Below are 23,859 nucleotides of genomic sequence, written 5' to 3'. Positions count from 1 at the left end.
ACGCATGTCCCTAAAGTTCCTTCCGATTGCGCATGCCCTTCCACGTCTCAGCAGAAGGAGGGAGGCGGGGGCCTCACGCCTGAAGACGTACGCATTGCGCAAATCGGATGCGTTCTACCCGGCGCGACTGGCTCCCGCCAGCGGCCAGGCCTCGGACTGAGCCGAGGCCACGGCGCCGCCGCGTCGTGCCTCAAGGTCCTCGGTGACGCGATTGACCAGCCGAAGCCCGGATGCCTTGGACTTCCCGAGCATCTCGCCCACGGTCGCCGCCGACGGACGCTCCCCCGCCAGTACACGCCCGCGCACCCACTCGAGCACCTCCGCCTGGCTGGCGGGCTGATCGATATCCCCGGCGTCGCTGGCGCGAGCTTGCCCGACCAGCGCCATGCTCGGCTTCGCCGTCGACGCTGCAGGCTGGGCGAGGGAGGTGCTGCTCGGTCCACCGAGAGGCGGTGTCGCTGGGCGCTCCACGGTCACGCTCGGACGCGAGCCTGGACCGCGCGGCGGAGTCAGTGCGGGCTTCGCCGTCCTCTTCGGGGAGGCCTTCTGGGGCTTCTTGGCCTTCGCCGCCTTCGGTGCCTCCAAAGCGTCACGAGCGGCAACCCGGTTCGCTTCACGGTCGATCAGGCGAGAGAAGCGCAGCATCTCGAACTGGCGGGTTGAGGCAAGCACCAGCAGCGGGAACATGCTCGCCACTCCCGCGCCGACGTAGTCCTGCACTCCAGGGGCCTGATTGTCGCCCAGCACGTGTGCGATCTGCGCCGCAACACTGACTGCCGACAGCGTCCACACCATCAGCCAGCCCAGCTTCGACGCTCGCGCTGTCTCTGCCCGCCAGGCCATCGCGCTGGCCGAGAAGAACACCAGGCCTCCGTCGATCGCGATCGGTGTCAGCCACGCCATGTCACCCAGCCGCGCCCACCGGCCTGCGTCCAGCAGGCCCGGCACGCCGGCGGCAAAGCTTGTCGCGGCGAGCACCAGCAGCACGAACGCCGAGAAGCCCTTCAGTCGGCTGACGGTCTCGGCGTCTCGCCGCGCCTCCACGCTCTTGGCGCGATCGATCATCGTCTCGCTCATGCTCCTGCTCTCCTCAGCTCGTTCAACACCTCGACCACCTGCGAACGGGTGAATACCCGCTCGAAGGAGACCGTCAACACTTCGTCATCCGGGCTGGCCGGCGCTTCGTTCACCACCGGGGCGAGCGCAGCGTGCCGCACGACGCTCAACACCCGCTCGTGCATTGATGGGTCGCCCGCGCCGAGCATCGCGAGCAGCAGCTCGCGCGCCTCGAAGGTGGCTTGCAGGTTTTCTGCCGGCGCCACGGGAGCTGTCTGGACCGGCGAGAGCGGTCCGACGCCGCTCAGGACGCCACCGCCCTAGCTTTATCCGCTCCGTCACTGTCGGCGGCGTAACGTTCCTCGCGCCAGCCGGGCCGCTCTTGGTGACATCTCACGCACTGCATCCGGAACTCATCCAGGTATCGGTGGCCCTGAAGTTCACACGTCGACCGGGCCGGCCTGCCAGCGGGTACTCCCGTCGACGGGAGCGCGTGCCACGGCCACCGAGCAGGCTCTCGGATGATCGCCGCGGCGACGTATGCCGACGGGTCACCGACCGGCCTGGCTGCCGCCGACAGCACGAACGCCGCCGCGGCCGGCACGTCAACCCGCTCGCCGTTCACACCCGCATCCGACAGGCGCCGGAGGATCTCCGACAGGTTCAGCCTGGCGTCGAGCTCGCGCAGGGAAACCTCGATTCCCGCACGAAGTAGGCGCTGCAGATCCACCGGCTCGTGTTGATCGCCAGCGGGCGGCTCACCCTCGACCACGCCGAGGTCACCCGACAGCGCGCGCCGAGCGTTCGGACCGCGGCCGGACTTCCGGCCAGCGTCTGACGAGCCACGTACCGGAGGCTCTGACTCGGCGAGCACTGGCGCCACCGCGACGGCCGGCGCAGTTCCGGGAGACGCCGACGGAGTCCACCCCCCGAGTCTGTCGTCGACAAGAGCCGCCGAATCACCCCCACCACCGCCGAGCTCACCGTCGTCGTCCGGCGGCAACGCCGCCGCTTCCGAATCCGCCGCTGTCGCTTCTGTGGTCACCTCGGTAGAAGAAGAAGATTGGTTTTCTTGATCTTCTTGGTTTTCTTTAAGAGGCGGGTTATCCGGTAGCGGATCATCCGGTAGCGGATCATCCGCTACCGGAAAACCCGTAACCGGATTTGACCAGGGTTTTTGTGCGTTTTCAGCCCGATTCTCGATTTCACTACCCTGATCGCCGAAAGAGTTATCCACAGGCGCGCTGGGGCGAGCTACAGCAGATGCGGGACCGAACGGAGGCGGTTCAGGGTCCAGCACTTCGATGTCGTACCGCAGTACGCGGCCCCCGATGCTGCGACCATTCGCGTCCACCGTGCCGGCCGGATGTGTGACCTTCACCATCCGCAGATAGCCGGCCACCTCCAGGGTGCGCCGCGCGGTGATGAAGGCATCTTTCCCTAGGCCGAGCCCCTTGCGGGCGCTCTCCAGGGTGATCTGGAAGCCAGGGTCGTGGGACAGCAAGTACAGGTAAATGCTCAACGGGTTGCCCACGATCCGTTGATCGCGCACCCAGGCGTTGCGGTGGATTCCAAAGTCTCGGTCTATCGCCAGACGGGGGCGAATGAAGTAGCCCTGCTCCTGGCTCATGAGGCCCCCCCGCCGAACGAGTCGAGATCGGGGCGCAGGTAGTCGCTCTCGGGCCGCAGCTGGACGGTGACGCGGTCGCCATCATGCGACGACCGTCCTAGCCGCTCTGCGTAAGGTGTCGCAAGGATCGCCTCCAACGCCGAACGCACCTCACGCTCGGTCACGCCGCCATGCTCGGCCATGCCCCGGATCGAGATCTGAGCGACGCCGCTTCGATCAGCGTCTAGCACCAGCAGGGCGTACACCGAAAACGCGAAGGGATGCTTGACGAGCGCGCGCACCACGTCACGATGAAACTCTGTGTACCCGTCATCGACGGGCGCGTGGGACTCCTCCGACGCAGCGGGCGGGATATACGCAACACCTAGTTGCAGGTAGTACCGCACACCCAGCGTCCCGTCACGGTAGCTACGATGCTGGCGGACCGCGATCATCCCGGACTTCTGGAGATGGTCGAGCTCCAGCACGACTTGTTCGGGCGCGATCGACGCCACCTGCGCGATTCGCTCGATGCTCGGAGAGCACGAGTTGTCTTCATCGCTCCAGTTGGCCAGTGCCACGAGGACCGCCTTCGCCGGGTTCGGCACAGACGACTCGAGAACCCAGGCCATCGCTTCCGCCATCATGCCGCGCTCCTCACCGTGAGGCTCGACATCCGCATCGCGTACTCGCGGATCGACGCCGCATGGCGGGGAGAGTGCGCCGGCTCCCACTGCGGCTGTAGAAGGAACCCTGCGAAGAGGCTAGAGACAGAGTGGTCGGGACGCTTACCAACGGTCACGTTGGCCAGCGCTCGCCCGCGGTCGCCGCCGAAGCCGAACCGACGCAGTTCAGGGCTGCGACCGGCGAGCGCGTGGAGGTGGCTGAGGCGGCCGCGTGTGGCGACGTCTGCCATCCAGTCGACCGCATCCACGAGCCCTGCGCGCAGGTAGCTCGGGGTGACTGGAGCGAGTACGCAAGCGGTACGGGCGACGACGAACTCCAGTGTGCGCTCCTCCTCGAGCGGTTCCTCGATCGCGCGATCCTCCAGGGCGTCGGTGATCTCGCGGCGGAAGTATCGGCCCACATCGTCGAGCACCTGATTCTTCACCGAGGCGTGCAGGTAGCCCCACGGGTTCTCCGTGTCAGGCGACAGCAGGTGCTTCAGCAGGAGCGAGCGCTCCGGCGACAGCAGAAGCCACGCCGTGGACGTCACTTCGCCCGCGTCGACCTCTACCGAGAGCTCGCGTCTGGTGGCGGCCACCACCGGTGCCGTCATGTGGTGCTCAATCTGCGCTAGGAGCGCGAGGCCCGCGAGCGACGACCACCATGCACACGCCGCAACACGGTCGTCGGGAATGCTCGCGAGCACCTGCACCAGCTGCCTGTTGGTCCACTTCTCCGGAATCACCGCTCGGCCTCCGCTTCGCACACACGCACGTAGTCGTCGATCCAGGCACGAATCGACAGCAATCGGCCCACGTAAGGCAGGTGCATGTCGTTGGCTGTGCGCCCCCACGACACCACCTGCTCCGGGATGATCTTCAGCAGCGTTTCGGCCTTGTTCGTCGCCACGTCAAGGTCTCGCCACGGCTTGCTCAGGTCAGGCTCTGCAGCGATGGCCGCGTTGAACATCGCCGCATCTTCCTCGTTCGCGATGACTTCCTGCACGCGCCGGTAGTGGCCGTCGACCGTGTTGGTCTTTTCGATGCGGGCCAAGGCCTCCCGCGCGGCCTGTCGCACTGACTCTGGCCTGGACTCATCGGTCACGAGGGCTTGGATGGTGTTGACCTTGCGAATCGTCTCGTGACCGTATGGGACGAAGGCCGCCGCCGCTTTCGCTGCGTCGCCAATGAGCTCCGCGTCCGCTGAACTCCCCAATTTGGGGACTTCGGTGCCATTCACTTCTGCGATCGTTCGCTTCGCAGCGGAAAGCCGATTGCGTTCACCCTTCTCTGAAAGCAGTGCCTTGTACCGGTTCGAGAGTGCCGTCGCCTCGAGCACTGTGAACGATGCCCGATAGTGGTCTGCGTTCGACACGATTCGCAGCACCAGCTGCCCGAGCGTGTCGATGTCCCGGACCTTGACCGCGGTGACAAAGGGGAGCCCCAGTCGTTTCGCTGCTTCTAGCCGCGTCACGCCATCCAAAAGCACATTCCCGTCAGCCGCCACGATGATCGGCACCAGCTGGCCGACAGCTTCCATCGACTCGACCACGCTCTCGAGCACGGCGTGGGATCGTGGCACCATGCCGCCTTCCACGAAGATCGCAGACGGCACGAGCCGGTCGAACTCCTTGTCGCCGCCGGCCATACGCGCGCCGGCCTTGGTCCAGGACATCTCCCGGACTCCGGGGATGTCCAGTGCGTCAGTTGCCATCGTCGGTCACCACCCCTTCGTCACCGTCGGCCACGACAACCCCGTTGCCACTCAACCCACCGGACGAGGCTGACCAGATGTCGCCCGGCCCCACCTCGCGCCGGATCACCGCCCACGCCTCAGCTTCGAGTGCTTGCAGTTCAGCCAGCCCATAGTCCTCACCCGCGGGGTCAGCGCCACTGAGAAGCGAGCCGTCGAACAGCATCAGCCTCATCGCGCGCCGGCGGAACTCGCTCCGTGTGGCTTCCCCGGCGTCATCCCATGCGATCAATGGAGGCAAGCCTCGATAAATGTGCCGAGCCCTGAGATCGATTCGCTGGGTTTCCGAGGGCGTCAAGAGATCAATACGCGTGATCACTATGCAGATCCCCGTCGGCAGAAGAGCTCGTCACGCACTTTTGGGCTCCTCGTACATCGGATTCGGGATCCGGTACTGCCCACCGACCTTCAGGGCGTCGAGCTGTCGCTCCTTGATGAGTGTTCTCACGGTGGTGGGCGTGATGCGCATGAGCTCTGCGTACTCAGTGACCTTGAGGAATCTGGTCTGAGGCGTCATGGGACAGATCGTACAGGTATGAATACGTTTTGCAAACGCCGATGCGTTATAGCGTGTTGTTCAACGATCAGGTCATATCTGACGTTGTTTCTAGCGGATACCGGGGGTAGAGTGATCTTCATGGGAGCAGAACGCATGGAAAGACTCGATTCCGCCGAGAGAGTGGCCCAACGCGTCAATCACCTGATGTTCATAAACGGGCGCATGACTCAGCGTCGACTTGGATCGCTTATCGGGATCGCCGCGCCTACAGTGGCCGTCAAAATGACGGGAAGAAACCGCTGGTCGCTCGAGGACCTACTCTCGCTGTGCGAGGTGTTCGGTGTGTCCCCCAACTACATGCTCGGGTTCGAACCGATCGAGGCAGCGTCCCCGCAAAAGGAAATTGCCCCCGCCGCGAGAGCGGCAGGGGCAATGACTTTGGTTGCGGGGGCAGGATTTGAACCTACGACCTCTGGGTTATGAGCCCAGCGAGCTACCGAGCTGCTCCACCCCGCGGCGTGCTTCCAGGGTAGCAGTCTCGGCAGACGGGGTCGAATCAGCGCCCTCAGCCGACCGCGGCCACAAGGGCGACCGGCCGCTCGGGGCGCTGGTACGCGGGCCTCGCCGGCAGCAGGCGCAAGGGCTGCTCGACCCGCGCCGAGGCGGGCGCAGCGGCCACCGCGGGGGTCTGCGGCGCGACCGGCTCGCCCGCCGCCGCGCGGGCGACGGTCGCCCACACGATGCGCTGCACCTTCTCGGCGAGGCTGCGCAGCATGCTGAGCTCGGCGTCGGTCGTCACGTTGCGCGGTCGCGTGTCGACGACGCACAGCGCGCCGATGCGACGCCCCAGAGGGTCTTCGATCGGCACACCGGCGTAGTACCGCACGTGCGCCCCGCCCGCCACGAGCGGGTTGCGCGCGAACCGTGGGTCGTGCGTGGCGTCGGGCACGACCATGCCGTCATCGGTGCGCACCGCGACGGCGCAGAACGACTGCTCGATGGGCAGCGACTCGAGGTCGATGCCGAAGCGCGAGACATGCCATTGCGTATCTGGGCCGAGCACCGAGACGATCGCGGTGGGCGCCTGAAAGGCCGCAGCGGCGATCGTGACGATGCGCTCGAGGCTCGTGGCACCGTCGCTCAGCAGTTCGGCGATGCGGTCGCCGTCATCGACTCCCGTCGTCATCCGTTCGGCGATCTCGGCCGTGCGGTCGAGATCGCCGGCGAGCTCGTCCAGGTGCTCGACGAGCTCCGCGGCGAGCTGCGCCGCCCAGAACTCGTAGCCCTCGGGCGTGAAACGGCCGAGGGCGTCGCACGCCCCGCCGGCCGGCGCGGGCAGCAGGGTTGTGCGTACCGTCGGGTGCTGCTCGACGATCTCGTCGGTCTCACGGTTGAGCACGAGCGAGAGCCGATCGACCGAACGGGCGGCGATGCCCGTGAAGGTCGGCAGCAGCCGCAGCGGAATCACGCCCACCATGAGCAGCAGGGTGCCGCCGCGCGCGCGCGAGCTCCACAGGTCGAGCGCCCGGGCGATGCGGCGGCGCCACTCGAACGGGGTCGTGAAGTGCAGCGCGTCGTTCGTGCCGACCGTCGTGACGACGGCGTCGTAGCGATCGAGGCGCGTGCCCGCGAGCACGCCCGCGAGGTTCGACGCGGTCATCTGCGGGTCGGCGATGACGTCGACGATGGCCCCGCGACCCGTCGAGGCGCGCAGGGCGCGGGCGAGGGCACCGGGCAGGGCGAGGTCGTGCGACGCGACCCCCCATCCGACGGCGGGCCCGGATCCGATGAGAAGGATGCGGTCCGCCGACGGGCCGTCTGCCACCGCGCGCGGCAGTCCGTGGGGTCGAGGCATCGACGAGAGCTCGTCGTCGCGCCACGCGGCCCAGGCCGTCATGAAAGGACGAGCGAGGTGCAGTGCAGCGGCAGTCAGTGCCGACACGAGGCTTCCTTCCAAGCCCCCCTTCGCGCTCCAGGCTAGGGATGCGGCCCCGTCGAAAGTCATCCCCAGAGCGGGGCACTCCCCTATGAGGGACAGAACGAGCTGTCTACTCGCGAACGCTCGGCTCAGTGCTCGCGGCGGGTCGCACCGAGGCTCACCCCGAGCGGCAACCAGGGGGTCGCGGGCCACCCCCAGAGTCCGTCGCCGCGCGGCTCGAGCACCGAGAACATCTGCCACGGAACCGCGTCGTGCTCGTGCACGAAATCGATCGAGAGGCCCGCATCGATGAGCGCGGTGAGCGTCTGGCCGAGGGGATGCATCCACTCGACGGTGCGGGAGTTCGCGAGCTCCGCATCCGGATCGGCGTAATCAGCCCCCTCGTCGAGATCGAGGGGCTGCGCTTCGAAGTACGAGAAGCGGGCGGTCGGGAAGCGCGCGGGGCCGCCGTCGAGGTCAGCCGTCGGCGCGCCCGGCCGCGGGTCGTCGAAGACGAATGCGGCGGGATGCCCGTCGGCGAAGTACATCCGCCCGCCGGGCTTGAGAAACCACGCGATGATGCGGGCCCACTCGGCGATATCGGGCAGCCAGCCGATCGTGCCCCACGTCGTGTAGACGACATCGAAGCTCTCGGGCTGCGGCAGCGCGTGGCGCGCGTCGTACAGGTCGGCGCACACGAAGCGGCTGCGGTCGGCGAGTCCGAGCTCGTCGGCGAGCGCGCGCGCCTGCTTCACCGCGGGCATCGAGAAGTCGAGCCCGACGACCTCGGCACCGCGCTGGGCGAGCACGAGCGTGTCGGCGCCGAAGTGGCACTGCAGATGCAGCACGCGCTTCCCCTGCCAGCCCTCGGGCGCGATGTGCGGCAGCTCGGCCTCTTCGACCGGGTACAAGCGGCCCTCACCCGCGCGCAACGGAGCGAGGTCGTAGAACTCGCTCGCCACGTGCACGGGCACCTTCTCGTCCCAGTGCTCCCGGTTGAGCCGGGCCCACTCGGGCGTCTCGGATGCCCCCATCGCTACGGCACCGCCTGCTAGTCGCTCAGGGCCAGAGCGCGCTCGATCGCCTCCTGCAGGCGCTCGTCGGCCTCGGCCGCCGCGACCAGGTCGTTGTCGGCGTAGGCCTGCTCGCGATCGAGCAGCGCCTGGCGGGCATCTTGCAGCGCCTGCGCGAGCTCGGCCGAGATCTCGACGCCCGTACCGGGCTCGGTCGGGTCGGTGGGCTCCGTCGGGTCGGTCGGGTCGGTCGGATCCGTGGGATCGACCGGATCGACGTCGCCGTCGCCCGCCGCAGCACCCGAGTCGCCGCCGAACAGCGAGTCGAGCGCTTCGTCGAGCGTGTCTTCGAAGGCGATCGAGTCACCGAAGGCCACCAGCACCTTGCGCAGCAGCGGGAAGCTCGTCTCACCCGTCGACTGCACGTAGACGGGCTGCACGTAGAGGAAGCCGCCGCCGATCGGCAGCGTCAGCAGATTGCCGCGCAGCACCTCGGTCTCACCGCGCTGCAGCAGGGCCAGGTCGTTCGCCACGATCGGGTCGGAGTTGAACTGGTTCTGTACCTGGCCCGGGCCGGGGATCGTCTGCGAGGGCAGCGTGAGCAGCGTGAGCTTGCCGTAGTCCTCACCGGGGTCGGCGTTCGCCGCGAGATAGCCCGTGAGCACGTTGCGCTCGTTCTCGCTCGCGGTGCGCGGAATGAAGGTGGAGTACAGCGTGAAGCCCGGCGCATCGGCCCCCGGCACCTGCATCGTCAGGTAGTAGGGCGGCTGCAGGGTCGGGGCCGCGGCGAGCGACGTCGGGTCGTTCGGCGTGCGCCACTCGTCATCGGTCGAGAAGAACGAACCCGGATCGGTCACGTGGTACGCGCCGAGGATGTTGCGCTGAACCTTGAAGAGGTCGGCCGGGTAGCGCACGTGCGACAGCAGCTGCTCGCTCATGCCCTCAGCCGACTCGAGCGTGTTGGGGAACACCTTCTGCCAGGTCTGCAGGATCGGGTCTTCGGTGTCCCACGCGTAGAGCGTGACCGAGCCGTCGTACGCGTCGACCGTCGCCTTGACCGAGTTGCGGATGTAGTTGATCTGGTCGAGCGGGAAGGCGGGAGCCGGCGTGTAGGTGTCGGCGATCGCCTCGCTCAGCGCCACGGTCGTCGAGTAGGGGTAGCTCGCCGAGGTCGTGTAGCCATCGACGATCCAGACGATGCGGCCGTCGACGATCGCCGGGTACGGGTCGGAGTCGAGCGTCAGGTACGGCGCCGCCTTCTGCACGCGCTCGACCGGGTTGCGCTCGTAGAGGATCTGCGAGTCGTCGGTCACGGCCTCGGAGAGGAAGATCTGCTCTGACTGGAACTTGATCGAGTACAGCAGCCGCTTGAACACGTTGTCGAGCGTCGGTCCGCCGTCGCCCGTGAAGGTGTAGGTGGCATTGCCGGCCTGATCCTCGTTGCCCTCCGAGGGGAAGTCGAGCTCGAGGTTGTCACCGCCGCCGACGATCGAGTAGGTCGGCGAGAACTCGCCGAAGTACACGCGCGGCTCGTACTCGCCCAGCTCGCTCGTGAGCGACCCGCTCGCGGGAATCCCGCCCTCGAGGAACTGCGGGCGGCCGTCGTCGGTGCGCTGGTTGCCGTAGGCGGCCACCACGCCGTAGCCGTGGGTGAAGACGATCGTGTTGTTGTACCAGTTCTGCGACGTCTGGCCGTCGGGGTTGAGCTCGCGCAGCGAGATGACGGTGTCTTGCGTGCGACCGTCGATCTCGTAGCGGTCGACGTCGAGGAACTCGGGGAACTGGTAGTACTGCCGGAACTGCTCGAGCTGGGCGAAGGCCTCGGTCACGAGCGCCGGGTCGATGATGCGGATGTTCGCCGTCGTCTCAGCGTCTTCGCGCAGCGCGCCCTGCTCGGCGTCGGTGACGGCGTCGTACGAGATCTCTTCGATGCCCGACACGTTGTAGGCGTCGCGCGTCGCCTCGATATTGCGCTCGATGAAGGGCGCCTCGAACTCGCGCGCGTTGGGCTCGACCTGGAACCGCTGCACGATCCACGGGTAGACGCTGCCGATCAGCAGTCCGCTCACGAGCAGCAGGGCCGTGCCGACGATCGGCAGGCGCCAGCGCCCAATGACGGCCGTGATGACGAAGAGCGCGGCGACGAGCAGCGCGATGCCGGCGAGAATGCCGCGGCTCGGAATGGTCGAGTTCACCTCGGTGAAGCCCGCGCCGATGGCGAGGAAGCCGTCGCTCGGCTGGATCACGGTGGCGTACTGGTCGAACCAGATGCTGACGCCCTGCAGGGCGATGTAGATCGCGGCCGTGAGAGCGAGCTGGATGCGCGCGGTGCGCGAGATGCGGATCTCGCGTCCGTTGACGGCGATGGCGCCGTACAGGTAGCTCGTGGCCACGGCGGCGATACCGGCGAGCAGCACGACGGCGGAAGCGAACGCGATGACGCCGCGCCAGAACGGCAGCTCGTAGACGAAGAACGAGATATCGAGCCCGAACTGCGGGTCGACCTGGCCGAACGGCGTGCGGTTCCACCACTGCAGCACCATCTGCCACTGGCCCGCGGCGGTGACGCCGGCGAAGAGGCCGAGCACGGCGGGGATGCCGAGCATCGCGACGCGGCGCAGGGGCTCGACGACCTCTTGATAGCGGTCGAGCTGCGAGTTGAGCTTCGCGTAGACCGGGCGCGCGCGGTACGCGATCTGCAGGCTCGCCCACACGGGCAGGAACATGCCGAGGAACCCGACGAGGAACATGCCGCCCGTCGCGAACCACTGGGTCGTGAGCACGTTGAGGAACCCGAGCTGGTCGAACCACAGGATGTCGGTGTAGACGTTCGCGAACACGAAGAACAGCACGACGAGCGCGCCGACGATGGCGGCGCTGATCGCGAGAGTCGCGCGGGAACGATTGGCGGGCGGCGTTGCGGTGGACGTCACGAGGGTGCTCCCAGAGTCGGCGGGCGTACCCGGTCAGACTACTGGGGCGAGTCTTGGAAGTGGCCCGGTCGACGGGATGTTCGCCGCTAGCGTTCGCAGCGCGCCAGCTCGTCGAGACCAGCATCGTCGGCGATCGCCTGCAGCACGCCGATCGCCTCGTCGAGCGAGGCGACCGAGAACACCTCGAGGTCGCCAGGCACGTTGCCCACGACCTCATCGCAATTGCCCACCGGGGCGAGGAACCAGTCGGCGCCCGCGCCGACCGCGCCGTGCATCTTCTGCACGATGCCGCCGATCGGCCCGACCGTGCCGTCAGCGCCGATCGTGCCCGTGCCGGCGACCTCGGCCCCGCCCGCGAGCGAATCGGGCGTGAGCTTGTCGATGATGCCGAGGGCGAACATCATGCCGGCGCTCGGGCCGCCCACGTTCTCGAGCTCGATGTTGACGTCGAAGGGGAACACGTACTCGCCCGCGATGAGCACGCCGATCACCGGCACGGGCTCGTCGCCCTCGCTCAGCACCGGGGTGACCTCGAGGGTGCGCTGCGTCCCCGCGCGCACGACGTCGATCGACACCGGCTGCGTGATGCCGTTGGCCGCGATCGCGGCGCGCAGCGCCGTGACATCCCGAATCGGCTCGCCGTCGACGGCCGTGATGATGTCGTCACCGCGCAGGATGCCCTCGGCCGGGCTCTCGGCGAGGGTCTCAACGACTCGCAGCTGGCTCTCGTAGGGCTCGCCGAGCGCGCGCAGCGCGGCCGCCACGGCCTCTTGCTGCGAGTTCTCCATGTCGATGCGGCTCTGCTCGCGGCGGTCTTCGGTGCTGAGGCCGGGCGGGAACACCGAGTCGACGGGCACGACCGACTGGCTCGGGTCGAGCCAGGCACGGATGACCTCGAACCACGAGGGCGGCTGGTCGCGATTGCCGTAGACGTTGACCGTGAGCAGGCTCAGCGATCCGGCCGTGTCGTAGGTGGGCTCGGAGGGGATCTCGATGAGCGGCACCTCGTCGCCGTCGACCGAGACGGTTCCGAGGGTGTCGAAGACCGGGCCGGGGCGCTCGATGACGTACGGCGACGGCAGCACCGCGAGGCCGAAGACCCCGAACAGGGTCAGGGCGAGCAGCAGCCAGCCGACGCGGCGACCGCGCAGGCGCGCGTCGGCCACGACGGGATCGTGCGCATCGTCGAGGCCATCGCCGCGCGCGTCTGCGGTGAACAGGCTCACCGGGCTCCTCTCGAGGGTGCTCTGCTCGGCCGGCGGGCACGGGCAGGTGTTCGCCCACGGCGCAGAGCCGCGGGCAAAGCCTAGGCGAAAACCCATCGGCCGCCGAGGCACTCGCACTAGCGTAGGAACCATGGCTGAGGATCCCCTAGGCGGGGCTGACGACGAGTTGCGCGAGATGCTCCAGCGGTTTCTGGCCGGTGAGGGCGACCTCGATCCGGCCAAGCTCGCCGGGGCGGCCGGCCTGCCGACCGACCCCCTCATGGTCGCGCGCCTCATGGGTCAGTTGCAGAAGGCCATGAGCGCGAACGCCGACGGGGTCGACTGGCAGCTCGCGAAAGACGAGGCCGGGCGCATCGCGGCGCAGGGCTCGATCCGCTCGAGCTCGGCCGAGCTCGAGCAGCTGCGGCAGGCGCTCAATGTCGCGGCGCTCTGGCTCGACGAGGCCACCTCGATCACGCAGCTGACCTCAGAGCCCACGCTGCTGACGCGCGCCGACTGGGCGCGCCTCACCCTGCCGGTGTGGACCCAGCTCGCCGAGCCCGTCGCCACCTCGATCTCCGACTCGCTCACCGAGGTGCTCGACCAGCAGGTGCCCGACGAGCTCAAGGGCATGGTCGCGAACGCGGGGCAGATGATGCGCTCGCTCGGCGGCACGCTCTTTTCGCTGCAGCTCGGCCACGTCGTGGGCCAGCTCGCGGCCGAGGTGGTCTCGGGCGGCGACATCGGCATCCCGCTGCTGCCCGGCCGCGACGACACCGACGTGCAGGCCGCGCTGATCCCCCAGAACATGTCGTCGTTCGGCGAGGGCCTCGACATCGCCGCCGACCAGGTGCAGCTCTACCTGGCGGTGCGCGAGCTCGCCCACGCGCGCCTGTTCCGGCACGCCCGCTGGTTGCGGCAGCACCTCATCAGCGCCATCACCGACTACGCGCGCGGCATTCGCATCGACACCTCGCGCATCGAGTCGCTCGCGGCCGAGTTCGACCCGTCGAACCCCGAGAGCCTGCGCGAGGCGCTCACGAGCGGTGCTCTCATCCCGCCGAAGACCGAGGCGCAGGTGGCCGCGCTGGGCCGCCTCGAGACGACCCTGGCCCTCATCGAGGGCTGGGTCGACGTCGTCACGGCGCACGCGACCGGTCGACTGCCGAAGGCGGATGCCGTGGCCGAGACCGTGCGCCGTCGCCGCGCCGCGGGCGGTCCGGCCGAGAGCGCCTTCGCGACGCTCGTCGGCCTCGAGCTGCGGCCGCGCCGCCTGCGCGAGGCGGCGGCCTTCTGGCAGCGCATCACCGATGCCGTGGGGGCCGATGCCCGCGACGGGCTGTGGGCGCACCCCGACCTGCTGCCCGGCGCCGATGACATCGACGACCCCGCGCGCGTGATCGCGAGCCTGCAGGGCGCCGGCAGCATCGAGCCTGACGCCCTCGACCAGGCGCTCAGCGAGCTGCTCGCCGACGAGAGCGGCGACCGGCCGATCGAGGGGGCCCCGGGCGAGGCACCCGACGAGCCGCACCGCCCCGACGAACCGACCGCCTAGGCACCGGCCCCGCCCGTCGACGAGCGGGCTGTGGATGCGCGGCCCGCGCTCGCTGCGCCATGCGCATCATGTGCGCCATGACCCTGCGACTCGACCCCCGCCGCCCGATCGTCTGGCGCACGCCGCACAGCCTGCAGATCGGGGTGGACCCGGTGCTCGCCACGATCGACGCGGTCAGCGAGGGCGACGCACGGCTCGTCGATGCGCTCGCCGTCGGCGTGACGCGCGCGGGCCTCGAGATGCTCGCCGACCAGTCGGCCGTGCCGTGCGACCGGGTCGAGCAGCTGCTCGCCACGCTCGCGCCCGCTCTCGCGACCGCGGCACCCGCGACCCGATCCGCGGCCCTGACCGTGGTGGGCGCGGGGGTCGGCGCGCAACGGGTGGCGGCCGTGCTGGGCGAGGCTGGCCACGCCGTGACGCTGCGGGCGCCCGAGCACCCCGAGGGCGACGCGACGGCGAGCGCCGCTCGCGGTCGCCGTCCCGACGCCGTCGTGCTCGTGAGCGCCCACGTCATCGACCCGCGCGCGCACCAGCGCTGGCTGCGGCGCGATGTGCCGCACCTGCCCGTGATCTTCGGCGAGGCGGCCGTGACGATCGGGCCCCTCGTGCGCCCGGGCGCGACCGCGTGTCTCGGCTGCGTCGAGCGTCGACGAACGCTCGACGACCCGGCCCGCCCCGCGATCGCCGCGCAGCTGTGGGGCGCGCCGGCCGCGGCCGAGTCGCCCGCGCTCGCGACGGAGGCGGCGGTCGAAGCGCTGCGCCTGCTGCGAACGGGCATCCTGAAGCCCCTCGACGAGGCGGCCCCGTCGGTGAGCGTTCGCCTCGACGCCGACTCGGGTGCGCGCACGACCGCGTCGTGGGCCGCGCTCGACGACTGCGGGTGCCGCGTGCTCAGCCCGTTGCCGGAGCCCGCACCTCGTCGAGAAAACGGCTCGGCGCGCGCTCGGCACGCGCCGAGGTCGCCCGTTGGGCCCACGACAGCTCGAGCACCGTTCGTGCCCGCGTGATGCCGACGTAGAACAGCCGGCGCTCTTCGTCGATCGCCTCGAGCCCCTGGGCGAACGTGATGGGCACGAGCCCCTCGCTGAGGCCCGCGATGTAGACGCAGTCCCACTCGAGGCCTTTCGCCGCGTGCAGCGTCGAGAGCGTCACCGCCGACCGCGTCGGCGCGTGCTGCTGCTGCTGGCGGCGCTGCAGCTCGCGCACGAAGTCGGCGAGCGTCGTGCCCTTCGGCGACTCCTCCGCCAAGCCGAGCAGGGCGTTCATGCTCTCCCACTTCGCGCGCTCGGCGCCGCCGCCCTCGGGCGGGTCCTGCCGCCAGCCGAGCCCGCGCAGCACGTCGCTCACGCTCTTGAAGAGCGGCTCGTCGGTGATCGAGATCGACGCCCCGCGCAGCAGCATGATCGCCTGCTTCACCTCGACCTGGTCGAAGAAGCGGCTGTCGGCGCGCGACTGCACGGGCACCCCGAAGCGGCTGAGCGCCGACTCGAGCGCGATCGACTGCGTGTTGATGCGGTAGAGCACGGCGATCGACTCGGGCGGCGTGCCGTCGGCGATGCGCCGCGCGATCGACTGGGCGATGGATGCCGCTTCGGCGGCATCGTCGACGTGCTTGCTGACCGAGGGGGTCGCCCCTCGAGCACTGCCCTCGCTCGCGGCGTGCAGCGTGAGCGCGCCTAGCCGCCCGCGCATGAGCCGGTTGGCGAGCGTAACGATGGCGGTCGTCGAGCGGTAGTTGTCTTCTAGCCGCACGACGCGCGCCTCGGGGTACTCGCTGCCGAAGCGCACGAGGTAGTCGCTCGTCGCGCCCGCGAACGAGTAGATCGTCTGCGAGGCGTCGCCGACGACGCAGAGCTCGCGCCGCCCGCCGAGCCACAGCGTCAGCAGGTCGTGCTGCAGGGGCGAGACGTCTTGGTACTCGTCGACGACAAAGAAGCGGTACTGCGCGCGCACCTGGTCGGCGACGCGCGGCTCGTTCTCGATCATGCCCGCCGTGGCGAGCAGCACGTCTTCGAAGTCGATCTGGCGGCGCTCGTCTTTGATGCGCTCGTAGGTCTGCTGCAGGGCCACCATCGCGTCCACGCTCAGGCGGGCGGGAAGCGTGCGGCTGGAGGCGGCGCGGGCGTAGTCGTCGATCGAGAGGCGGCTGACCTTGCGCCACTCGATCTCGGCAGCGGCATCCCGCAGCCCCGCCGTGTCGAGGCTGAGCTTGAGGGCGCCCGCGGCCTGCCCGAGCAGCGGGCCCTTGCCCTCGAGCACGCGCGGGGGCGTGCCGCCGACGACGATGGGCCAGAAGTAGTGCAGCTGCCGCAGCGCCGCCGAGTGGAAGGTGCGCGCCGCGACCCCCTCGGCGCCGAGCGCCCGCAGCCGGCCGAGCAGTTCGCCGGCCGCGCGCGTCGTGAAGGTCAGCGCCATGACGCGCTGCGGGTCGTAGGCTCCCGTCGCCACGCCGTAAGCGATGCGGTGCGTGATGGCGCGGGTCTTGCCGGTTCCGGCGCCGGCGAGCACGCAGACGGGCCCGAGCAGCGCCTCCGCCACCTGTCGCTGGTGGTCGTCGAGGGCGGCGAGCAGGCGCTCGGGACTGACCGCGGGCGCCGAGGCGGGGGCTGAGTCAGCGGTCATGGCGCATCGAGCGGGGCGCCGAACCAGTCTTCGATGATCGCGCGGGCGATCGAGGTGCGGCCCGGCAGCAGGATCTCGCCGAGGCTCGCGGCGAGCTCGTCGCGGCTGAACCAGCGCAGGTCGAGGATCTCGGTGCCGTCGGGGCGCAGGTCGTTGGCGTGCGCGGGGTCGAGCCGGGCGCGGAAGCCGAGCATGAGCGAGGCGGGAAACGGCCAGGGCTGCGAGCCCACGTACTCGGGGTCGACGACGCGCAGTCCCGACTCCTCGAACACCTCGCGCACCACGGCGGCCTCGAGCGACTCGCCCGGCTCGACGAAGCCCGCGAGCAGCGAGAAGCGGTTCGACTCCCACAGCGCGTTGCTGCCGAGCACGATGCGGTCGTCGGCGTCGGTGATGCCCACGATGATGGCGGCGTCGGTGCGGGGAAAGAGCTCGGCGCCTGTCTCGACATCGACGCGCACCCAGCCGGCCTTGGCTGCGACCGTGGGGTTGCCGGTGCGCGGCGAGAAGCGGTGCGTGGCGTGCCAGTTGGCCAGGCCGAGGGCCTCGATCGCGAGGCCCGCGTCGCGGTCGCCCAGGCGGTGGCCGAGCGTGCGGGGCGACGCCCACCGGGTGACGTCGGGCTCGAGCGCGGGGCCCGACTCGTCGTCGAGCACGATCGCGGTGATGGCGGCACCCGCGGCGACCCCGCCCTCGGCCTCGAGCGTGCGGCCGAGATAGATGCGCAGCGCCTCGACGGGGGCGCTGGACCACGGCAGCAGGGCGAGCGCGGGAGCAGCGGCCGCATCCCGCGCCGCAGCCAGCAGCACCTCGCCACGCCAGAGCGCGACGATACGCGCCTCGGGGTCGACGGCGAGCTCGTCGAACAGCTGCGGACGGTCGCGGGCGGCGTGATCGCGGTCGATGCGGTAGCGCGAGAGCGGCAGGCGCTGCGTCAACGAAGGGGGCATCGAAACCTCTCAGCGTCACGCACGGTGGTGGTCACATCGGCGCCCCGGCGCGTGGCGCAGGGCCCCGGCGGGCCCGGGCGACCTACCCTGTCGGTATGTCCCGCCGATCGCCTCTCACTCTAGCCGCGCTCGCCACCTCGGCCGTCGACGGTCTCGATGTGACCCACGCCGCGGCCCTCGGCAGCGCGGGCGGCGAGGTCGACTCGGCGCTGCTGAGCGCGCGCGACGGGCGCACGCTCGTCATCCGGGTGCCGCGCACCGCCGCGGCGGAGAGCGAGCAGTCGGCCGACCTCGTCGCCATTCGCGCGCTCAGCGACGGCGTGCGTGCCCGCCTGCCGTTCGGGGTGCCGCGCATGCTCGGCCAGGCGCCCATCGACGGCACGCGCGCGATCGTGTCGGAGTTCGTCGACGGCTCGCCCGTGCGCCTCGACGCCATCACCCCCGGCATCGCTGCCTCGATGGGCCGTGCGATTGCCGCCATCCACGCCCTGCCCACGAGCGTCGTCGCCGATGTCGGCCTGCCACAGCTGCGCGCGATCGACGTCATGCGCGAGGCCGTCACGACGCTCGACCGCGCCGCGGCGACGGGCCTCGTGCCCGCCGCGCTGCTGCGCCGCTGGGAGGTCGCGGCCGAGGACTCGGCGCTCTGGCAGTTCACCCCCACCGTGATCAACGGTTCGCTCAGCGCCGCCTCGTTCCTCGTCGTGGGCGACTCGGTCACCGGTCTGCTCGGCTGGGCGCGGCTGCAGGTGGGCGACCCCGCGCGCGACCTGTTCTGGATGCTCGGCTCGAGCGACCCTGACGTGCCCGAGACCGGCTTCGACGCCTACCACCAGGCGCGCGGCGTACACGACCGCGAGATCGGGCGGCGCGCGGTCTTCGCGGCCGAGCTGGAGCTCGCCCGCTGGCTGCTGCACGGCACCGAGCGGCGTTCGACCGAGATCGTCGACGACGCCGTGGGCATGCTGCACGCTCTGCTCGACCGCGTGAGCGGCGACCTCACCAACCCGCTCGCGACCGAGCCGGCGGCGAGCCTCGGGCTCGATGAGGTCGACGAGCTGCTCGAGCGCGGCACGCCGCGCTCGCCCGGTTCGGCCTACTGAGGCCGGGAGGCCTCGACGAGCGCGGCGAACAGCCGCAGGTCGTCGGGCGTCTCTTCGGGGTGCCACTGCACGGCGACCCCGAAAGTCAGCGCGTCGATGTCGACCGCCTGGATGATGCCGTCGTCACCGCGCGCGCTCACGGTCAACCCCGGGGCGAGGTGGTTGATGGCCTGGTGGTGGTAGCTCTTGACGGTGAGGCTCGGGCCGAGCATCCCGCCGATGCGCGTGCCCGGCTCGGTGAGCACGGGGTTGTCGGCGAACGTCGCGTTGCCGTAGCTGTAGCGGTTCGAGCCGATCACGTCGGGCAGGTGCTGCACGAGCGTGCCGCCGAGGGCCACGTTGATCACCTGCAGTCCGCGGCAGATGCCGAGCACGGGCAGGTCGCGGGCCATGGCCGCGTGCACGAGGGCGAGCTCCCAGGCATCGCGGTCGGGGCGGGGGGCGTCGTTCTCGGGATGCGGGCGCTCGCCGTAGAGCGCCGCGTCGACGTCTTTGCCGCCCGTGAGGATGAGCCCGTCGATGCCCTCGAGCACGCGCTCGATCGCCTCGGCGTGCGGGGGCTGCGGGGGCAGGCCGACGACGGCTCCCCCGGCGGCGATGACGCAGTCGGTGTAGACGCGCGGCAGCACGGCGGCCGGGCGATCCCACAGGCCCATGACCGCGGGCTCCAGGTAGGTGGTCAGGCCGATCAGCGCGGTCACGCCGCGTCGCCCTCCGGCGGGCCGGCCATGCGGCGGGCCATGATGCCACGCGCGCGGCGCAGGGCGCGCACGAGCTCGGGCTGGCGGATTCCGAGCTCTTGGCTCACATCGCTGTAGGTGCGGCGCTGCACGAGCACGCCGGTCGCGGCGGCCTGCAGGTCGTGCGGCAGGCGGGCGATCGCGGCCTCGAGCTCGGCCGGGGTGAGGCTGGCGACGACCTGCTCGAGACGGGCATCCTCAGGATCGACCACGTCGAGGTCGAAGTCGTCGTCGCGCATGAGGTCTCCGTTTCGGGGGTGCGGGGTGATGCTCGGGAGCGGCCGGATCGGCGACCGCCCCCGAGCGTCAGCGGATCAGCTGGCGAAGTCCTTCACGAGCTGCTCGTTCTCTTTCTTGTTGATGACCGCCACGACGTAGCCGATGAGCAGCGACAGGAACGGCAGCAGCACGAGGAACCAGCCGAGCGGGTTCAGCAGCCAGGCGCTCTCGGGCAGCGAGGGGTCGACGCCGTCGGGCACCGTGCCGGCCAGCAGGTTGAAGCGCGACATGAGCAGGTAGAGGCCCACACCGAGCAGCACGATCGAGAGCGCCGGGGCGATCTTCGTCGACCAGACGTTGCCGCCCTCGTTCTTCATGAAGTACCGGATGACCGCGATGCTCACCAGGATCTCGACGAGCACGATCGCGATGACGGTGACCGAGCTCATCCACGAGAACAGGTTGAGGAACGGGTCGAGACCGGCGATCGCGAAGATGATCATGACAACCGCGGCGATGGCCGAGGTGATGAAGACGCCGTTGACGGGCGCGCCCGCGGTGTTGACCTTGGCGACCGCGGCCGGCAGCACGCCGCCGCGCCCGAGGGCGAAGAAGTAGCGCGAGGCGGCGTTCTGGAAGGCCAGGAGGCCGGCGAACAGGCTCGTCAGCACGAGGATTCCCATCGCGACCGTCAGCCACGAGCCGACGTACTGCTCGGTGAGGCCGAAGAGCACGCCGGCGGGGTCGGCCAGGCCGCCCGAGAGCTCGATGACCTTGTCGGCCACCTGCGAGGCACCCATGCCGGTCACCATGGCGAACGAGACGAGGGCGAAGAGGATGCTGATCACGCCGATCGAGACGTACGTGGCGATCGGCACCGTGCGCTTGGGGTCTTTCGCCTCTTCGCCGTAGATGGCCGTGGCCTCGAAGCCGATGAAGCTCGCGAAGGCGAAGGCGAGCGCGATGCCGGCCGTGCCCGCGAAGCCGCCCGCGAAGATCTCGGTGGGGCTGAACGAGGCCGCGAGGTTCCAGCCCTCGGGCCCGCCGTTGGCGAGGATCGCGACGGCCGCGACGACGAGCACCGTGACCTCGAGCACGAGCATGACGCCGAGCACCTTGGCTCCGACGTCGACGCTCAGCAGCGAGAGGCCCGAGACGATGACCCACACCCCCAGCGACCAGACGTACCACGGCAGCTCGAGGCCGAGCCCGGCGCCGAAGCCCGACATGACGACGCCGAAGAAGCCGTAGATGGCGAGCTGGATCGTGACGTAGGCCACGAGGGCCGCGAACGCCGCGGCGACGCCGGCGTTGACGCCGAGACCCTTGCCGACGTAGGCGAAGAAGGCGCCCGAGTTGGTCATGCTGCGGCTCATGGTGGCGTAGCCGACCGAGAAGATGAGCAGCGTGATGCCGACGGCGAGGTACGCGCCGGGCACGGCCGCTCCGTTGCCGAGCAGCATGGCGACGGGAACAGCGCCCGTGATGCCGATGAGCGGGGCCGAGGCGGCGACGACGAAGAAGACGATGCCGAGAATGCCGAGCCGACCCGACTTGAGGGTCGATTGGGGGGTGTCAGTCATGGATCCGGAACTCCTCATTGAGTTGGGGTGGATCGTTCGTGTCGAAACGACCTGGCGCCATAGTGGTGCACGCGCCCCCTCGCGTCAAGCGGAATCGCCCTCGGAGGGCATCCGGAATTGCCTATCGTTTGTTTACGAATGATTCGGTAGCCTGACCCTCATGGCCTCGCTCAATGGATTCCTCGCCCCGAAGACCCCGAGCGGCGCGAGCGCGCTCGTGCCCGACATGCCCTGGTTCTACTCGGGCACGCTGCTCACCGCCGAGTACCGCACCGACCCGGCCAACGTGAAGGCGCTGCTGCCCGAGGGCCTCGAGCTCGCCGACGACGACCCGGGTGCGGTGGCGCTCATCTGGGCCGACTGGCAGTCGTGCTCGACCGGCGGCGCCGAGCTGCTCGACCCCATGCGCTCGCAGTACCTCGAGACCTTCGCCGTCGTGCGCGTCAAGCACGAGGGCGTCACCTATACGCGCTGCGTCGCCATCTGGGTGACGAAAGACTTCGCGATCGGCCGCGGCTGGTTTCAGGGCTACCCGAAGAAACTCGGCTCGATGGCCGTTACGCGGGTCTTCAATGTCGGCAAGGCCTCGCCGCGCCTCGCACCGGGGGCTCGCCTCGGCGCCTCGCTTGCGGCCTACGACCACCGCCTCGCCTCGCTCGTCGTGACGCTGCGGTCGCCCTCGGAATCGAACGGCTTCGTCAACGGCCACCCCATGCTGCATTCGCGGTGGATGCCCTCCATCACCCCCGGCGCCGGCAACAGCCTCGACCAGCTCATCACCATGAGCACGACCGACGCCGAGATCGGCGAGACCTGGGTGGGCGACTTCGAGCTCGAGTTGCACGACTCCCCGTGGGACGAGCTCGCGTCGATCCTGCCCGTGCAGGAGAAGATCGCGGCGTACTACCGCGAGGTCGGCGTGACGTTCAACGGGGGGTCGCTCGTGAAGGATCAGTCGAACCCCGCCGTCTAGGTCGAGAGCGAGGGAACGGGAAGGGCCCGGGAGCGTTGCTCCCGGGCCCTTCCCGTCTGCCCTTTTCGAACAGGTCGAGCTGTGCTGGCTGTTCTTGGATCAGAGATCCAAGAAATACTCCCGAACCTCCCACGCTGTGACGTCGCGCGTCGTCGGGTCGGGCACGTCGGCGGTGTAGCGCTCGATCTCGTCGCGCTTCATGACCTCGAAGACGTTGACGAGGTCGCCGCCGAGCAGCTCGATGAGGGGCGCATCGGCTCGGAGAGCATCCAGAGCATCGCCCAGCGACATGGGGAGCACCGCCTGCGACTCGTCCTCGTAGCTGTAGCCGACGGCGGCCGGCGGCGCGGCGAGCGCGCGGCGGATGCCGTCGAGGCCGGCCGCGAGCAGGGCTGCGGTCATGAGGTAGGCGTTGGCGGCGCCGTCGCCGAGGCGCATCTCGAGGCGGGTTCCGCCGCCGCGCTCCGGCGGCACGCGCAGCATCGCGCTGCGGTTGTCGTAGCCCCAGTTGGCGCGGTACGGCGCGAGCGTGTCGGGGCCGAGTCGCTTGAAGGCGTTGATCGTGGGGTTGCAGAACGCCGTGAGTGCCGCGGCGTGCTCGACGATGCCCGCGATCATGTGCTGCGCGAGGGGGCTGAGGCCGTCGCCCTCGTGCATGAGGTTCTCGCCCGCGGCGTCGACGAGCGACATGTGCAGGTGGAAGCCGCTGCCGCCCTCGTCGCTCCACGGCTTGCCCGCGAAGGTGGCCGCCTGGCCGACGCGCGCGATGACGTCTTTCACGCCCGCCTTGAGCATGAAGGCGCGGTCGCAGGCGTCGAGCGCTTCGCCGTGCCAGATGTTGATCTCGTACTGGCTGGGGCTGAACTCGTGGTTGCCGGCGAAGACGCCGATGCGCAGCTGGTCGAGCATGCGCAGCAGGTGCAGGAAGGTGCCCTTGGGGTCGACGGTCGCGCCGCTCGTGTACACGCGACCGGGCTGGGTGAGGGCCCGCTTGAAGCCGCCCTCCTCCGTGCGGTCGGCGATGTAGAACTCGAGCTCGGGGCCGACGAGCGGCGTGAGGCCGAGCTTCGCGTACTCGCCCACGATGCGCTCGAGCAGCACGCGCGGCGAGAGCGGGCTCGGCGTGCCGTCGGGGTTGTTGGCGCCCGCGACGACGAAGGCCACGCCGGGTTCCCACGGCAGGGCGCGCCAGCTGCCCGGCACGATCTGGCTGATGAAGTCTTCGAGCCCGTTGCTGAGCACGTCGGCACCGTCGAGCACGCCGCCCTGCGTCGTCGTCACCCACACGCCCTGGCAGAACGCCGGCCCCCCGTGGCTGATCTTGTCGAGCTCGCTCACGAGCAGGTCTTTCGACCGCACGGTGCCGATGATGTCGGCGTAGATGACGCGCAGCACGTCGATCTTGGCCGAGAGCAGCTCGCTCTGCAGGGCGGAAAGGCTGTGGCTCATGTGCGACTCCTTCG

23 protein-coding genes and 1 tRNA gene are annotated in these 23,859 nt (G+C 69.7%); 5 read left to right on the top strand and 19 right to left on the bottom strand.

Annotated elements, in window-relative coordinates; genetic code table 11:
- Positions 1–114: 114 nt before the first annotated feature.
- Genes ACK4HH_RS07945 through ACK4HH_RS07910 form a run of 8 tightly spaced genes read right to left on the bottom strand, consistent with a single transcriptional unit; the run spans position 115 to position 5,600 of the window.
- A complete protein-coding gene (locus ACK4HH_RS07945; protein WP_409650491.1) occupies positions 115–1,077 on the bottom strand; it encodes a hypothetical protein in 963 nt (320 codons plus the stop codon).
- Positions 1,074–1,322 carry a hypothetical protein gene (locus ACK4HH_RS07940; protein ID WP_409650489.1) on the bottom strand — a complete coding sequence of 83 codons (249 nt, stop codon included), beginning with the start codon at positions 1,320–1,322 and terminating at the stop codon, positions 1,074–1,076. The genes ACK4HH_RS07945 and ACK4HH_RS07940 overlap by 4 nt, the downstream gene beginning before the upstream one ends.
- 38 nt (positions 1,323–1,360) lie before the next feature.
- Positions 1,361–2,686: a hypothetical protein gene (locus ACK4HH_RS07935; RefSeq protein WP_409650487.1), complete on the bottom strand. Its 1,326-nt coding sequence runs from the start codon at positions 2,684–2,686 to the stop codon at positions 1,361–1,363.
- Positions 2,683–3,312: a hypothetical protein gene (locus ACK4HH_RS07930; protein WP_409650485.1), complete on the bottom strand. Its 630-nt coding sequence runs from the start codon at positions 3,310–3,312 to the stop codon at positions 2,683–2,685. Before ACK4HH_RS07930 ends, ACK4HH_RS07935 begins: the two co-directional genes overlap by 4 nt.
- Positions 3,309–4,076 carry a hypothetical protein gene (locus tag ACK4HH_RS07925; RefSeq protein ID WP_409650483.1) on the bottom strand — a complete coding sequence of 256 codons (768 nt, stop codon included), beginning with the start codon at positions 4,074–4,076 and terminating at the stop codon, positions 3,309–3,311. The genes ACK4HH_RS07930 and ACK4HH_RS07925 overlap by 4 nt, the downstream gene beginning before the upstream one ends.
- Positions 4,073–5,005 (bottom strand): ParB/RepB/Spo0J family partition protein, encoded by a 933-nt coding sequence (locus tag ACK4HH_RS07920; RefSeq protein ID WP_409650481.1) that lies wholly within the window; start codon positions 5,003–5,005, stop codon positions 4,073–4,075. The genes ACK4HH_RS07925 and ACK4HH_RS07920 overlap by 4 nt, the downstream gene beginning before the upstream one ends.
- Positions 5,006–5,033: 28 nt before the next feature.
- Entirely contained in the window at positions 5,034–5,402 is a 369-nt protein-coding gene (locus ACK4HH_RS07915) for a hypothetical protein (protein WP_409650479.1), read from the bottom strand.
- Between the two features lie 30 nt (positions 5,403–5,432).
- The gene (locus ACK4HH_RS07910) at positions 5,433–5,600 is read right to left on the bottom strand and encodes a helix-turn-helix domain-containing protein (RefSeq protein ID WP_409650477.1); all 168 of its coding nucleotides are present in this window, start codon (positions 5,598–5,600) and stop codon (positions 5,433–5,435) included.
- Between the two features lie 18 nt (positions 5,601–5,618).
- Between ACK4HH_RS07910 and ACK4HH_RS07905 the strand changes: the two genes are divergently transcribed.
- Positions 5,619–6,065 carry a helix-turn-helix domain-containing protein gene (locus ACK4HH_RS07905; RefSeq protein ID WP_409650577.1) on the top strand — a complete coding sequence of 149 codons (447 nt, stop codon included), beginning with the start codon at positions 5,619–5,621 and terminating at the stop codon, positions 6,063–6,065.
- Here the strand turns inward: ACK4HH_RS07905 and ACK4HH_RS07900 are convergent.
- The 5 genes from ACK4HH_RS07900 to ACK4HH_RS07880 form a co-directional block, all read right to left on the bottom strand.
- Positions 6,022–6,098, bottom strand: a tRNA-Met gene (locus tag ACK4HH_RS07900). The two genes, ACK4HH_RS07905 and ACK4HH_RS07900, sit on opposite strands and share 44 nt — an antisense overlap.
- 49 nt (positions 6,099–6,147) lie before the next feature.
- Positions 6,148–7,524 (bottom strand): GAF domain-containing protein, encoded by a 1,377-nt coding sequence (locus ACK4HH_RS07895; protein ID WP_409650475.1) that lies wholly within the window; start codon positions 7,522–7,524, stop codon positions 6,148–6,150.
- Positions 7,525–7,649: 125 nt separating this feature from the next.
- Positions 7,650–8,534, bottom strand: a complete 885-nt coding sequence (locus ACK4HH_RS07890) for a class I SAM-dependent methyltransferase (RefSeq protein WP_409650473.1) — start codon at positions 8,532–8,534, stop codon at positions 7,650–7,652.
- 17 nt (positions 8,535–8,551) lie between these two features.
- A complete protein-coding gene (locus ACK4HH_RS07885) occupies positions 8,552–11,446 on the bottom strand; it encodes a UPF0182 family protein (RefSeq protein ID WP_409650471.1) in 2,895 nt (964 codons plus the stop codon).
- Positions 11,447–11,532: 86 nt separating this feature from the next.
- Positions 11,533–12,672 carry a PDZ domain-containing protein gene (locus ACK4HH_RS07880; protein ID WP_409650469.1) on the bottom strand — a complete coding sequence of 380 codons (1,140 nt, stop codon included), beginning with the start codon at positions 12,670–12,672 and terminating at the stop codon, positions 11,533–11,535.
- 130 nt (positions 12,673–12,802) lie between these two features.
- On the opposite strand from ACK4HH_RS07880, the gene ACK4HH_RS07875 reads away from it, so the two are divergent.
- Together ACK4HH_RS07875 and ACK4HH_RS07870 are read left to right on the top strand one after the other, a co-directional pair.
- Entirely contained in the window at positions 12,803–14,206 is a 1,404-nt protein-coding gene (locus ACK4HH_RS07875; protein ID WP_409650467.1) for a zinc-dependent metalloprotease, read from the top strand.
- A gap of 77 nt (positions 14,207–14,283) precedes the next feature.
- A complete protein-coding gene (locus ACK4HH_RS07870; RefSeq protein WP_409650465.1) occupies positions 14,284–15,213 on the top strand; it encodes a hypothetical protein in 930 nt (309 codons plus the stop codon).
- Here the strand turns inward: ACK4HH_RS07870 and ACK4HH_RS07865 are convergent.
- Entirely contained in the window at positions 15,098–16,828 is a 1,731-nt protein-coding gene (locus tag ACK4HH_RS07865; RefSeq protein ID WP_409650463.1) for an ATP-dependent helicase, read from the bottom strand. The two genes, ACK4HH_RS07870 and ACK4HH_RS07865, sit on opposite strands and share 116 nt — an antisense overlap.
- Positions 16,825–17,778, bottom strand: a complete 954-nt coding sequence (gene nudC, locus ACK4HH_RS07860; protein ID WP_409650461.1) for an NAD(+) diphosphatase — start codon at positions 17,776–17,778, stop codon at positions 16,825–16,827. The genes ACK4HH_RS07865 and nudC overlap by 4 nt, the downstream gene beginning before the upstream one ends.
- Before the next feature lie 95 nt (positions 17,779–17,873).
- On the opposite strand from nudC, the gene ACK4HH_RS07855 reads away from it, so the two are divergent.
- On the top strand, positions 17,874–18,881 hold the full coding sequence (locus ACK4HH_RS07855) for a phosphotransferase (protein ID WP_409650459.1): 1,008 nt from the start codon (positions 17,874–17,876) through the stop codon (positions 18,879–18,881).
- On the opposite strand, the gene ACK4HH_RS07850 is transcribed toward ACK4HH_RS07855, so the two are convergent.
- From ACK4HH_RS07850 to ACK4HH_RS07840, 3 genes are all read right to left on the bottom strand, one after another.
- Positions 18,875–19,582, bottom strand: coding sequence for a gamma-glutamyl-gamma-aminobutyrate hydrolase family protein (locus ACK4HH_RS07850; protein ID WP_409650457.1), 708 nt, complete (start codon positions 19,580–19,582; stop codon positions 18,875–18,877). The genes ACK4HH_RS07855 and ACK4HH_RS07850 overlap by 7 nt on opposite strands.
- Positions 19,579–19,860, bottom strand: a complete 282-nt coding sequence (locus ACK4HH_RS07845) for a hypothetical protein (RefSeq protein WP_409650455.1) — start codon at positions 19,858–19,860, stop codon at positions 19,579–19,581. Before ACK4HH_RS07845 ends, ACK4HH_RS07850 begins: the two co-directional genes overlap by 4 nt.
- A 75-nt stretch (positions 19,861–19,935) precedes the next feature.
- Entirely contained in the window at positions 19,936–21,423 is a 1,488-nt protein-coding gene (locus ACK4HH_RS07840; RefSeq protein WP_409650453.1) for an APC family permease, read from the bottom strand.
- Positions 21,424–21,583: 160 nt separating this feature from the next.
- On the opposite strand from ACK4HH_RS07840, the gene ACK4HH_RS07835 reads away from it, so the two are divergent.
- The gene (locus tag ACK4HH_RS07835; protein ID WP_409650451.1) at positions 21,584–22,396 is read left to right on the top strand and encodes an acetoacetate decarboxylase family protein; all 813 of its coding nucleotides are present in this window, start codon (positions 21,584–21,586) and stop codon (positions 22,394–22,396) included.
- A 99-nt stretch (positions 22,397–22,495) separates the two neighbouring features.
- Here the strand turns inward: ACK4HH_RS07835 and ACK4HH_RS07830 are convergent, their stop codons facing one another.
- Positions 22,496–23,845, bottom strand: coding sequence for a glutamine synthetase family protein (locus ACK4HH_RS07830; protein WP_409650449.1), 1,350 nt, complete (start codon positions 23,843–23,845; stop codon positions 22,496–22,498).
- Between the last annotated feature and the right edge of the window lie 14 nt (positions 23,846–23,859).

Source organism: Microcella sp. (assembly GCF_046296455.1).
In the GTDB taxonomy this organism is placed as follows: Bacteria; Actinomycetota; Actinomycetes; order Actinomycetales; family Microbacteriaceae; genus Microcella.
Note: the sequence above shows the minus strand (reverse complement) of the source record. Positions and strands in the feature narration are given on the sequence as shown.

Excerpts from the sequence above, each read along its gene's own strand:
- ACK4HH_RS07935 (WP_409650487.1), bottom strand. The coding sequence starts at position 2,686 with ATGAGCCAGGAGCAGGGCTACTTCATTCGCCCCCGTCTGGCGATAGAC.
- ACK4HH_RS07905 (WP_409650577.1), top strand. The coding sequence starts at position 5,619 with ATGAATACGTTTTGCAAACGCCGATGCGTTATAGCGTGTTGTTCAACG.
- ACK4HH_RS07830 (WP_409650449.1), bottom strand. The coding sequence starts at position 23,845 with ATGAGCCACAGCCTTTCCGCCCTGCAGAGCGAGCTGCTCTCGGCCAAG.
- ACK4HH_RS07845 (WP_409650455.1), bottom strand. The coding sequence starts at position 19,860 with ATGCGCGACGACGACTTCGACCTCGACGTGGTCGATCCTGAGGATGCC.
- ACK4HH_RS07835 (WP_409650451.1), top strand. The coding sequence starts at position 21,584 with ATGGCCTCGCTCAATGGATTCCTCGCCCCGAAGACCCCGAGCGGCGCG.
- ACK4HH_RS07855 (WP_409650459.1), top strand. The coding sequence starts at position 17,874 with ATGTCCCGCCGATCGCCTCTCACTCTAGCCGCGCTCGCCACCTCGGCC.
- ACK4HH_RS07920 (WP_409650481.1), bottom strand. The coding sequence starts at position 5,005 with ATGTCCTGGACCAAGGCCGGCGCGCGTATGGCCGGCGGCGACAAGGAG.
- ACK4HH_RS07945 (WP_409650491.1), bottom strand. The coding sequence starts at position 1,077 with ATGAGCGAGACGATGATCGATCGCGCCAAGAGCGTGGAGGCGCGGCGA.
- nudC (WP_409650461.1), bottom strand. The coding sequence starts at position 17,778 with ATGCCCCCTTCGTTGACGCAGCGCCTGCCGCTCTCGCGCTACCGCATC.
- ACK4HH_RS07930 (WP_409650485.1), bottom strand. The coding sequence starts at position 3,312 with ATGATGGCGGAAGCGATGGCCTGGGTTCTCGAGTCGTCTGTGCCGAAC.
- ACK4HH_RS07865 (WP_409650463.1), bottom strand. The coding sequence starts at position 16,828 with ATGACCGCTGACTCAGCCCCCGCCTCGGCGCCCGCGGTCAGTCCCGAG.
- ACK4HH_RS07890 (WP_409650473.1), bottom strand. The coding sequence starts at position 8,534 with ATGGGGGCATCCGAGACGCCCGAGTGGGCCCGGCTCAACCGGGAGCAC.
- ACK4HH_RS07875 (WP_409650467.1), top strand. The coding sequence starts at position 12,803 with ATGGCTGAGGATCCCCTAGGCGGGGCTGACGACGAGTTGCGCGAGATG.
- ACK4HH_RS07870 (WP_409650465.1), top strand. The coding sequence starts at position 14,284 with ATGACCCTGCGACTCGACCCCCGCCGCCCGATCGTCTGGCGCACGCCG.
- ACK4HH_RS07840 (WP_409650453.1), bottom strand. The coding sequence starts at position 21,423 with ATGACTGACACCCCCCAATCGACCCTCAAGTCGGGTCGGCTCGGCATT.
- ACK4HH_RS07910 (WP_409650477.1), bottom strand. The coding sequence starts at position 5,600 with ATGACGCCTCAGACCAGATTCCTCAAGGTCACTGAGTACGCAGAGCTC.